This window comes from Thermosporothrix hazakensis (assembly GCF_003253565.1).
GTDB lineage: Bacteria > Chloroflexota > Ktedonobacteria > Ktedonobacterales > Ktedonobacteraceae > Thermosporothrix > Thermosporothrix hazakensis.
In genome coordinates, this window is record NZ_QKUF01000018.1 from 61,844 (window position 1) to 73,169 (window position 11,326).

Annotated in this window: 7 protein-coding genes; 5 read left to right on the forward strand and 2 right to left on the reverse strand. The window is 53.5% G+C overall.

The window, feature by feature from the left end:
- Positions 1-251: 251 nt before the first annotated feature.
- Positions 252-3,107 carry a phosphoenolpyruvate carboxylase gene (ppc, locus tag EI42_RS21000; protein WP_111324603.1) on the reverse strand — a complete coding sequence of 952 codons (2,856 nt, stop codon included), beginning with the start codon at positions 3,105-3,107 and terminating at the stop codon, positions 252-254.
- A gap of 310 nt (positions 3,108-3,417) precedes the next feature.
- On the opposite strand from ppc, the gene EI42_RS21005 reads away from it, so the two are divergent.
- The 5 genes from EI42_RS21005 (at position 3,418) to EI42_RS21025 (ending at position 10,760) form a co-directional block, all read left to right on the forward strand.
- Positions 3,418-5,253, forward strand: coding sequence for a S9 family peptidase (locus EI42_RS21005; protein ID WP_111324604.1), 1,836 nt, complete (start codon positions 3,418-3,420; stop codon positions 5,251-5,253).
- Positions 5,254-5,316: 63 nt separating this feature from the next.
- Positions 5,317-6,264, forward strand: coding sequence for a ribose-phosphate diphosphokinase (locus EI42_RS21010; RefSeq protein WP_111324605.1), 948 nt, complete (start codon positions 5,317-5,319; stop codon positions 6,262-6,264).
- A 378-nt stretch (positions 6,265-6,642) separates the two neighbouring features.
- Positions 6,643-7,872 carry an FHA domain-containing serine/threonine-protein kinase gene (locus EI42_RS21015; protein WP_170142790.1) on the forward strand — a complete coding sequence of 410 codons (1,230 nt, stop codon included), beginning with the start codon at positions 6,643-6,645 and terminating at the stop codon, positions 7,870-7,872.
- Between the two features lie 143 nt (positions 7,873-8,015).
- Positions 8,016-9,290 (forward strand): FHA domain-containing protein, encoded by a 1,275-nt coding sequence (locus EI42_RS21020; RefSeq protein WP_137686191.1) that lies wholly within the window; start codon positions 8,016-8,018, stop codon positions 9,288-9,290.
- Positions 9,291-9,542: 252 nt separating this feature from the next.
- Positions 9,543-10,760 carry a serine/threonine-protein kinase gene (locus tag EI42_RS21025; RefSeq protein WP_137686192.1) on the forward strand — a complete coding sequence of 406 codons (1,218 nt, stop codon included), beginning with the start codon at positions 9,543-9,545 and terminating at the stop codon, positions 10,758-10,760.
- Between the two features lie 40 nt (positions 10,761-10,800).
- Here EI42_RS21025 and EI42_RS21030 read toward each other — a convergent pair whose 3' ends face one another.
- The gene (locus EI42_RS21030; protein ID WP_111324609.1) at positions 10,801-11,277 is read right to left on the reverse strand and encodes a response regulator transcription factor; all 477 of its coding nucleotides are present in this window, start codon (positions 11,275-11,277) and stop codon (positions 10,801-10,803) included.
- Between the last annotated feature and the right edge of the window lie 49 nt (positions 11,278-11,326).

An 11,326-nucleotide genomic window follows, 5' to 3' on the forward strand; every position in this document is an offset into this window, starting at 1 on the left:
CGAACGCGTTCTGAGGGCGCATTACCTTTCCGAACTCTCACTCTGCTTCGGATCGCTGTTGGCCGCTACACTCATACTACTTTCGCTCAACGCGGGTCAGTCTATTATTTTGTGTAGTTGGAACTTGCTTTTAATAATACATGTCTGTTTTTCAAATGTCAATGGGGGGACCAGGAAAATGTGGGGACGGCGGTTTTGCGGTGCCGCGCGTTCCCACATTCACTATTTCTCAATCTGGATCCAGTAAAAGTCTAGCCTGTGTTACGCAAACCAGCGGCTACACCATTGATTGTCAGTAGAACGGCGTAGGTCAGGCGCATGCGCTCTTTCTCTTCTGTGCTGGCTGTGGCCTCCGCCTCACGATCAAGCATCAGCGGGCCGCCCAGTTCGCGTAAGCGGCGCAGCAGCGCGACCTGAAAGTAGCTCATGGGGTCAACATAGGGATTACGTCGCTTGATCGATTGCTGCAACACCGGTGCGGTGTCGAGCAGTTCCTTTCCGCCGACAATCTGGCAAACCAGGCTTCTGGTGCGCTCATATTCTTCCTGGATAGTGTGCGAGATCCGGTCTCGGAGCGCTGGATCTTTAACCAGCGAGGCGTAATGTTGCGCAATATGCATATCCGCTTTGGAGAGCGTCATTTGCAGGTTGTCCAGGAAGGCACGGAAGAACGGCCACTGGCGATACATCTGTTGCAGCAGCCCCAGCGACTCGGGCTGCTGACCGATGAACTCTTCCAGGGCGCCACCAACGCCATACCAGCTTGGCAACACGTAGCGGCTCTGCATCCAGGAGAAGACCCAGGGAATAGCGCGCAGGTCTTCAATGGTGTTGCCCCGGGTGCGGCGTGCCGGGCGTGAGCCAATATTCAACCAGCCAATTTCTAGAATCGGCGTTGCCTGCTCAAAGAAGCTCAGGAAGGATGGATCATTGTAGATCAGATCGCGGTACCGTTTATGCGCATTCGCCGAGAGCAGTTGCATAGTATTACGCCATTCCTCGGTGGCCCGTGGATGCACCTGTGTCTCAATGATGTGCTCATCCGGGATACTGGAGCGTGCCACGCCAGCGATGACCAGTTCCATATTACGGATCGCAATCTCGTAGAGCCCATACTTAAAGGAGAGCATTTCGCCCTGCTCAGTAATGCGCAGACGGCCATGAATCGTCCCGGGAGGCTGGCCGAGGATCGCTTCATAGATCGGACCACCACCCCGACCGATCGCGCCGCCGCGCCCATGAAACATGGTGATCCCGATCTGGTGGCGTTTGCCAAGCTCTGTCAGGCGGAGCTGTGCTTCGTAGAGCTCCCAACCGGAGGTCAGAATACCGCCGTCTTTGCTGCTGTCCGAGTAGCCAAGCATGACCTGCTGCTGATCCTGACAGTTGCGCAGATAGGCGCGATAGTTCGGATGGGTAAAGGCCTGTTCCAGTATTTGTGTACAGGCATGTAGATCATCAATCGTCTCAAAAAGGGGCACAATGGGGAGATCATCAATGCCAGCTTCCTTACAGAAAAACTGTACCTCCAGCAAATCACTGAGTGAGTGCGACATGCTGATGATATAGCAGGTGATGACGCGTTTCCCATACTCGTCCCGTGCCTGCTTGACTCCCTGGAAGGTGCGCAGGATATGCCATGTATCCTCGCTGAGTTGCAGACCGGGACGAGTCAGGATGCGCGGATCACGCAAGAGCATTTCCAGAATGCGCAGGCGTTCCGCTTCCTCAAGCTGGCTGTAATCCTGTTCGCAGAGTCCTGTGACCTGAAGTAGTTCGGCCAGAGCGCGGGCATGGCGTTCGCTATGCTGGCGCACATCGAGGGCGACAAAATAGAAGCCGAAGAGCTCTACCTGTCTGAGCAGGCGACCGAGGCGGCCTCTGGTGAGTGCCTCTTCACCATTCTCACGTAGGCTATCACGAACAAGGAGCAGGTCGCGGTGCAGTTCCTCTGCTGTTTGGTAAGCGACGTTGCCATTGTGCCGGTCAAGGGTTGCGCCGAGGCGCTTCCAGATAAACGAGAGCTTACGGCGGTATGGCTCAAGCGCTGTCTGGGGGCCGAGTTCATGATCATAGTCCGGCATGCACTGCGCGTCATAGTCCAGCGACTGCTGAAGCTCTGGTGTGATGCGGACATAGGAGAGTGACTGCGAGAATTCGGCGGCCAGTTTTTCGATACTGGTGCGATACTGCTCGATAATATGTTCGCGTTGCAGTCGCAGGGCTGTATGCATGGTTGTCGCGCTCACATAGGGGTTACCGTCCTGATCGCCACCGATCCAGGAACCAAGCCGCAAGAATGAGGGCACGGTTACACCGGGATAGCTCTGTTGGAGCAGCTCTTCAAACTCGCTGTAGAGATCGGGCAGAGCATCGAACAGGATCTCATCCAGATAATAGATGCCCATTTTGACCTCATCAATGGGCTGTGGGCGCACGCGTCGAACGGCGTCCGTACGCCAGAGCAGGTCAATGGTCCCTTCAAGCTGTTGTTGCCAGCGGCTATGCTCCCGTGGGGTCATAGTCTTCTGCTGATCCTGGATTTCAAGCAGGTGAGCAATCTGGCTTGACTTGGTGATGAGGCTACGACGCGTTGCTTCTGTTGGATGGGCCGTAAAGACAAGATCGATGGACATTTCGTTCAGGAGTTGTTGAACGGCCTCCGCGGATAAATTGTTCTGTTTGAAAAAATCGATCAAAGCCGAGAGAGAACCGCGTTGTGGGGTGCTCTGCTCGCTTAATTCATGTGCGCGCCGACGTCGAATGCGGTGATATTGCTCGGCGGTATTCACCAGATGGAAGTAAATAGTGAAGGCGCGAATCACATCGATGGCGCGTTCAAGTGAACAGCCATTGACGAGATCTGTGATTTCCTCATCCAGACGGCGAATTTCAGCCTCAATCCGGGCTTGCTCTTCTGGTGTGGCATCGACCTGGCGTTCTGTGCATTCGCGGAGCCGTTTGCACCGTTGGCGTAGACCCTCAACAGTGTTAAATACTTCGGGACCCCCGTACCGCTGGATCGCCTCGCCGAGAGCATTTCCCAGTGTGCGAATATCCGCGCGCAGAGGGGCGTCAATTTCGCGACGACTTTCATGGTCTGACATCTTTTTCCTCTACCAGAACATTTTGTTTTTCTGTTCAAGTGATTGTCGGTAAGGCGGTCATTGCCATACATGTTAGCCCTTCATTGTGACCTGTTTTTCTCATTCTATCATACCAGAAGGAGGTGAGCCCCAGGAGCGGCGCTTTTCTCTTGAACCGGCAAGATTTTGTACAATAGGGATGGAGACAGTGGCCGCTCTGTGGCAAGAGCCTCGTGAGATGAAGAACGTGGTATAATAGATATTACGATCCTCTACCGTGAGATACCGGCTGCTTGACCCATACAATCTCAGAGAGGAATAAAGAAATACGATGACGTCATTGATTCCCCGTACCGTTCTTTTTGGCAATCCAGTTCAATCGAGCCCGCAGATATCGCCTGATGGTACCAGAATGGCGTATCTGGCCCCGGTAAATGATGTGCTGAACGTTTGGGTAGGCACTATCGGGCAGGATGATGCTCGACCGGTGACCCGTGACACAGAGCGCAACATTCGCTTCTATATATGGAGTATGGATGGTTCCTCTATTCTCTATATACAGGATAAAGGCGGCGATGAGAACTGGCACCTGTATATCACCGATATCGCGAGCGGCGAAACTCGTGATCTAACTCCTTTTGAGGGCGTACAGGCACAGGTGATTTATTATGACAAGCATTTCCCCGAGCAGATGGTAGTCGGTCTGAACAAGGAGAACCCGCAGATCTCAGATGCCTATCGGCTGAACCTGGCTTCAGGAGAATTGACACTGGCCGCGAAGAATCCCGGGAACGTGATCGGTTGGGTGGCTGATATGCGATTGCAGGTTCGTGGTGCAATGGGCATGCGGCCCGATGGTGGCGCTGATATGCTGGTGCGTGACACTGAGGAGGGCGAGTGGCGTCTGTTGTTGAGCTGGAGCAGCGAGGAGACTCAGAATAGCTCTCCGCTTGGCTTTACCCATGATGGACAGGGGCTTTATTTGCTCGACGCACGCGATGCCAATGCCGGCCGCCTGGTGAAAATGAATCTGGCTGACGGACAGCTTGAGGTGCTGGCCGAGGACCCACACTATGATGTTAGCGATGTGATTACGCATCCAGACACCCATGAGATACAGGCCGTCTGTTTCAAGAAAGAGCGCGATACCTGGCACATTCTGGATGAGTCCATTCGCGCCGACTTTGCCCGTATCCAGGAGTTGAGAGATGGCGATGTCGCGTTGCTGAGTCGTGACGATGCCGATGAAACCTGGATTGTGGGCTTTACGCTGGATAATGGGCCAACTCCCTACTATGCCTATCACCGCCCGACTGGGAAGGCACAATTCCTGTTTGACAATCGTCCGGACCTGAATAACTACACACTGGCCCGCATGCAGCCGATCTCATTTACCGCTCGCGATGGCCTGATCATTCATGGCTATCTCACGCTCCCGGTTGACAAGGATCCGCATCAGTTGCCACTGGTCTTGAACGTGCATGGTGGTCCCTGGGCGCGCGATTCCTGGGGTTTTCATCCCGAGGCGCAATGGCTGGCGAATCGCGGCTATGCCTGTCTTCAGGTCAACTATCGAGGCTCATCCGGCTATGGCAAGGACTTTCTGAACGCGGGAGATAAAGAGTGGGGGGGTAAGATGCATGATGATCTTGTCGATGCCGTGAACTGGGCTGTTGAGCAGGGGGTAGCTGATCCGAAGCGTGTTGCGATCTATGGTGGCTCATATGGAGGCTATGCCGCGCTGGTCGGGGCAACCTTTACCCCGGATCTGTTCTGCTGTGCCGTTGATATTGTCGGCGTCAGTAACCTGATCTCATTTATCAAAACTGTTCCTCCTTACTGGGTGCCGATGCTCAGCATGCTACATCAGCGAGTTGGCAACCCCGATACCGAAGAGGAGTTTTTGAAATCGCGCTCGCCGCTCTTCAAAGTGGACCGCATCAAGATTCCGATGTTGATCGCACAGGGAGCAAATGATCCGCGAGTGAAGCAGGCAGAGTCCGAGCAGATTGTTGAGGCAATGAAGCAGAAGGGGATCGAGTATGAATATCTGTTATTCCCCGATGAAGGGCATGGCTTTGCGAAACCGGAAAATCGCCTGAAATTCTATGCAAGGGCTGAAGAGTTCCTGGCGAAACATCTGGGTGGTCGTTATGAGAAAGCGTAACCGGTGCGTCGGTTTCTGTGGAGGAATAGAACCTCCACAGAAGCACCTGTTGAGGGATCTTCCATGATTGATGATCCGATGAAAGTGTTTGCGGGGAGTGGAAGTCGCCAGTTGACCGCGCGTATCTGTGCTTATCTGGGCCTCCCCATGGGGAAGAACGAGACCTTACACTTCTCCGATGGCAATACCTTTGTGCGCATTCTGGAGAACGTGCGCGGGCGACGTGTCTATCTGGTGCAGTCAACGATCTTTCCAGCCAATGATAACTTCATGGAGTTGCTGTTCTGGATAGATGCCTTTAGGCGTTCCGGTGTCGATTCGGTGACGGTGGTTATTCCTTATTTTAGCTATGCCAAAGGCGACAAAAAGGATGAGCCGCGCGTCTCGATTCGGGCCCGGGTCTGTGCTGATGCGATAGAGGTTGCAGGTGCGGATCGGATAGTGATGATGGACCTGCACGCGCCGCAGATTCAGGGCTTTTTTCATCGGCCCGTTGATAACCTGTACGCGCTGCCGTTGCTGTGCAACCGCATTAAGAAGCTGAATCTGGAGAACATTGTTGTCGTTTCACCTGATGCGGGCTTTGCCAAGCAGGCCCGCCGGTATGCCTCCTGTTTGCAGGCTCCAATGGCGATAGCCGATAAAGAGCGGAGCGGGCATGATGAGAAGGCAAGTATTCTGCAACTGATCGGAGATGTGCGAGGGAAGACCGCTGTCATTGTTGATGATTTCACGATCTCTGGTGGGACGCTGGCGGCAGTGGCGCAGGAGCTGGTCGCACATGGGGCTGTGGCGGTCTATGCTGCGGTCACGCACGGGGTGCTGACTCCGGGGTCCATTGAGCGGATTGATGCAAGCCCGATTCAGCGGCTCTTTATTACCGATACGGTAGAGAACCAGCCGGTAACCTTTTCACAGAAGATCGAGGTGGTCTCTGTCGCATCGCTGTTTGCGGAGGCAATGAGGCGTATCCATTATCGTGAGAGCATCAGCGAAATGTTTCGCTACTGAGAGAACGGTAACGGGTCCGTTGCCGGCAGGAGCGCTCTTGCTGTAGAATGGCCTTCTTAGGAAAGTGGTGAGATGTGCCAGCTCCGATCAATATTGGCTTCAGCCAGACTAAAAGTGTAAACAAATGGGGACTGTTCCCGTTTATACATTATGAGAGGGATACATCCAGGCAGCCGGAAGGAATCCGCTGCTGTTCTCTTTTCTGGCAAAGGGGCAGGAAAGGAAGAACGGGAGTGAGGACTATCGGGCCTTTATTTGACTTTTTCTACTGAAAACCATAGTAAGGCTTGATAGTGAAAGAGACTCCATGACACAACAGAATGGATGGTGTATAATGGAGCCGCTAATAGTAGCTTAACGAACGAGGAGCGCAAACCAATGAACGGCGACATGATTGGTCGCGTTATGAAAGATCGGTATAAACTCATTGACGAACGGGGACGGGGAAGCTTCGCTACGGTATATGTTGCGCGTGACCTCAAAAACAACCGTATCTATGCCGTCAAAGTCATGCATATGGACTTCTCAAATGACGATGACCTTCTTGCGCGTTTTCAGAGAGAAGCATATATATTGCAACAGTTGCAGGACCCCCATATTGTCCGTATTATAGAGTATGGTGACGATCACAATATGCACTATATTGTGATGGACTACATTGATGGGCAGAGCCTCAAGTACTATATGATTAATCAGGGACAAATGGACCCGCTGAAAGCAATAGGGTATGCTCGTCAGATAGCGGAGGGATTGAACGCGGCATACAATAAAGGGGTGGTGCATCGTGATATCAAGCCCCAGAATATTTTGATTGACTCGAACAACGTGGTAAAGATCACTGATTTTGGTCTGGCGCGGAGCCGGGAGACTGTCACGCTCACTCAATCCAATGTCTTTATGGGGACTGCCTTCTATATCTCTCCTGAGCAGGCAGCAAGTGGGCGCTCGGCTGATACGCGCTCGGACCTGTACTCAGTTGCTGCGGTTTTATTTGAGATGCTGGCTGGTTGCCCTCCGTTTCAGGGAGAGACAGCCGTTGAGATTGTGATCAAGCAGATCAATGAGCCCGTACCGTCAATTTGTCGCCTCCGCTCCGACTTGCCTTTAGAAGCCGATCGCTTTATGATGAAAGCGCTTGCCAAAGAGCCCGGTGATCGTTTTCAGACTCCACTTGAATTCATCACAGCGCTTGATCGTTTGCAAGAACATATTCCCCAGACGCTCTCACCGCTCTATGGTCGCGGTGGGATGGGACATGAGAAACTGGTATCGGGTGATCTAGCGCCAGACAGGGCTCAGAAAAAAGAGGCCTGGATGACTGTTTCGGCTTCGGGGAACCGTTTTCACTTGCAAGGGGATAAATTAATTGTGGGGAGACGTGATCCAACGCTCGGGATCTATCCAGATATCGATCTGGCTGACAAAACCGTTGGGCGACGGCATGCCTATCTTCACAGGCAGGGAGACACCTATACAGTTGAAGATCTTGAGTCCCGCAATAAGACTCGCTTGAATGGAGAGATCTTGATGCCACATCAGCAGCGTCTTCTCAAAGACGGTGATGTCCTCCGTTTTGGAAGCGTTGAGGCGCGTTTTGAATTGCGATAACGTGGCGTTCTTTTGCATGGAGTCGCGTATGTAGGGATACCCGCACGGGTGCCCGATTCAGGTCGGGTGGCACGTACTCTCCCTGGATGCTTTGCGGGAGAGGTGGAGAGGCCGCCCCTACGACCAGAGGGGTGAAAAAAAAGATGAATAGTGTAACGCTCGTTTCTACAGCGAAAAGTATTCCTGCGCCTGTATTTGCACTTGCCGGATTCCAGCCTAATCCTCTGTTGCTCATAGTTGCCATCGTGGTTATTGTTCTTGTTATTATTGCCATCGTTTTCGTTGTCATACGGATGGGCAAGAAGAAAACGGACGCTGCGGCTCCGGGGATGGGCACAGGCAATGAATGGCAGCCGCAGGGACAGCAACAGGGTGGCTGGAATGCACAGCCGCAAATGCAGCAACAGGGTGGCTGGAATGCACAGCCGCAAATGCAGCAGCCTCCACAGCAGGCCGGTTGGGGACAGCCCGATATGCAGCCTCAGCAAGCTGCCTGGGGTGCACAACCACAGCAGCAAGGCTCCGGCGCTAGTTGGGGGGCTCAGGCTCCGACACAGCAGGCCGGTTGGGGTGCACAACCACAGCAGCAGGGCTCTGATCCTACCTGGAATGCACAGCAGGCCGGTTGGGGTGCACAACCACAGCAGCAGGGCTCTGATCCTACCTGGAATGCACAGCAGGCCGGGGGCTGGAATACTCCTAATCCTGTCGCACCGCAACAGCAGCCCGTAAACCAGTGGGGGGGAGCAGGTTCGCAGCCTTCGTGGGGAGCTCCGGGCAGTCAGGACGCATGGTCACAGCAGCCACAACCACAGCAACAGGCCGGTTGGGGCGCACAGCCACAGCAGCCCGTGCAACAGTCTGCTCCGACAGTCTTTGCAGGTGGCGGGAATAACGCGGCCGGTGGCTGGAATCAGCAGCCGCAGCAGTTTGGTGCGACGCCTGCTCCGGCCAGCGAACAGCAGTGGGGGGCTCCACAGCAGTATCAGCAGCAGAATGCTCCCTGGCAGCCACAGCAGGGCGGTTTCAACACCCCAATGGGTGGAGATCCGACTGTTTTTGCCAGCGAGAACGACGCAGATAAGACCGTTCTCCGCTCGCAGAACCCGGTGGCCGGTATCGGCTATGTGCGGGTGAAGAAGGGCAAAGATGAGGGACGCGTCTATGAAATCCGCAAGGAGTCACTGAGCATTGGTCGAAGCCGTGAGAGTGATATCTTCCTGGAAGATCTGGCCGTTTCTCGCTTGCATGCCTCACTCGTCAACCTCGGCAATGGGAACTATGCCTTGAAGGATGAGGGAAGTGCCAACGGCACGAAGGTGAATGACCAGCTCGTCAACAAATATCAGACCTATCAGTTGAAGGAAGGCGATGAGATCCAGCTTGGACAGACCGTCCTGGTCTTTAGCCGTCGCTAATCGCTGATAGAGGATCTGACGCAGTCGTAGTGTCATAAAAAGGGAGAAAAGGGATGTTGTCCTTTTGTGGCACTACGATATCTGCTACAATAAGGGGAACGTGCGGATGAATTGCGTCGACATCGCATAAACTCACGTATAATACATAATATAGTTCTGGTAGAGAGACAGTAGCTAGAGGAAGGAAAGTTGAGTATCCACGCGAAGGCGGCCGGCTGAGAGCGCTTGCCTGAATTGCGTGGTTCTGCGTATATGATGCAGCAGGACGAACTCATAGGAACAACGCTCGGAAATTACCGGATCTTGTCCAGGCTTGGACAGGGCGGCATGGCTAGCGTGTATAAGGCCTATCAAGAAAATCTGGAACGCGAGGTCGCTATTAAGGTGCTGCCTCCGTGGTATGCCGCTGACCGCAATTTTGTGGAGCGGTTCAACCTTGAGGCAAAAATGGTAGCCCGTCTGAGCCATCCCAATATTGTGACGGTGCATGACGCAAACGAGCAAAACGGTCATCTCTATATTGTGATGCAGCTAATCGATGGCGGCACGCTGAAACAGCGCCTCGATCAGCTTTTAAGTGCCGGTCGGGTGATGGATCTTAGCGAGGCTGTGCCTATCTTTATTCAGCTTGCCAGTGCGTTGACTTATGCACATGAGCAGGGAATTATTCACAGGGATGTGAAGCCGGTAAACGTCCTTCTGGATCGTTCGGGCCGTCCCGTGCTTTCTGACTTTGGGATCGCGAAGGCTTTGGCGCTCTCGCAGAATCATCTGACGCGCCCGGGTGCGGGTGTTGGTACGCCTGAATATATGTCACCTGAACAGTGCCAGGGCGGGCCGGTTGATGGTCGTGCAGATATTTATGCTCTGGGGGTTATGCTCTTTGAGGTCCTGACCGGTGTCACGCCGTTCCGGGCGGATAACTATCCAGCGCTGGCGCATAGCCATATCTACGATATGCCCCCACGCCCGAGCTCAATGAACCCGTCTATTCCTCCGGCTGTCGAGAAGATTATCTTAACCGCGCTGATGAAAAATCCGCAGCATCGGTACCAGCGTGCAAGCGATATGGCGGAAGCGCTGAATCAGGCGATGATGGGAAGCGCTCATCCTCAGCAGCAAATGCCAAATAACTATTATGTGCAGCAGCCGCCAGTCATGCCGATGCAGCCAATGCAATCACCGCTTCCACAACCTCCGGTGCAGCAACAACCCGTTTCACAACAGCCATATCCTTCGCCCAATCCACAGCACAGGACACCATCCGGGCAGCCTTATCCGGCGCATCAGACCGGTCAGGGGCAGGCCGTCATCATGTATCGCTGTCGCAACTGTCAGCGGTTGAATCGGCCGAACATGCGCTTCTGTACCTATTGTGGTGTGGTGTTGAATAAATGTCCATATTGTGGCACTGCGAATTCGGTCAATAATCGCTTCTGTGTTTCATGTGGGCAGGCGTTAGGCAGTTAACAGGAATGACAAAAGAGAGAGCCGACCATTGCAGGTCGGCTTAATGGGGCAGTTCATTCTGTTGCGATGTCTGAATACGCTCAAGCGTGCGTTTGCGTTCGTCAATACGTTGATGCTGGAGCATCAGGCGCTGTTCGTGGTTCAGGGAGAGCAGGGTGCGTACCCTCTCAACAATCACGCTCGGCTGGGCTGGCTTCGTGATATATTCAATTGCTCCTTCCTCAAATCCCTGTACCTGTTCGGTCAGATGTACCAGAGCGCTGCTCACCAGTACCGGAATCCTCTGCTGATGCTCACGAAGCCAGTGCAACACATCCCAACCAGAAACAGGACGCATCACCAGATCCAGGATAATCAAGTGCGGCTTGTAGACCGGGATTGCAGCGATTGCATCCTGACCATTGAAAACAGAGTGTGTCTCAAAACCGTTATGTTCCAGGAAAAAGCTGAATACTTGCTGAATGGCGTCTTCGTCCTCAACAATAAGAATGCGCTGTTTTTCGGGAGTATTGTTCATATTGTGCTACCTCGACTCTTTCCACCGCAAAAAGAGCTGCTAGAAAAAC

Bases quoted from the DNA above. Each gene is read 5' to 3' on its own strand.
- EI42_RS21010 (WP_111324605.1), top strand. From the start codon at position 5,317: ATGATTGATGATCCGATGAAAGTGTTTGCGGGGAGTGGAAGTCGCCAG.
- EI42_RS21020 (WP_137686191.1), top strand. From the start codon at position 8,016: ATGAATAGTGTAACGCTCGTTTCTACAGCGAAAAGTATTCCTGCGCCT.
- EI42_RS21015 (WP_170142790.1), top strand. From the start codon at position 6,643: ATGAACGGCGACATGATTGGTCGCGTTATGAAAGATCGGTATAAACTC.
- EI42_RS21025 (WP_137686192.1), top strand. From the start codon at position 9,543: ATGATGCAGCAGGACGAACTCATAGGAACAACGCTCGGAAATTACCGG.
- EI42_RS21005 (WP_111324604.1), top strand. From the start codon at position 3,418: ATGACGTCATTGATTCCCCGTACCGTTCTTTTTGGCAATCCAGTTCAA.
- EI42_RS21030 (WP_111324609.1), bottom strand. From the start codon at position 11,277: ATGAACAATACTCCCGAAAAACAGCGCATTCTTATTGTTGAGGACGAA.
- ppc (WP_111324603.1), bottom strand. From the start codon at position 3,107: ATGTCAGACCATGAAAGTCGTCGCGAAATTGACGCCCCTCTGCGCGCG.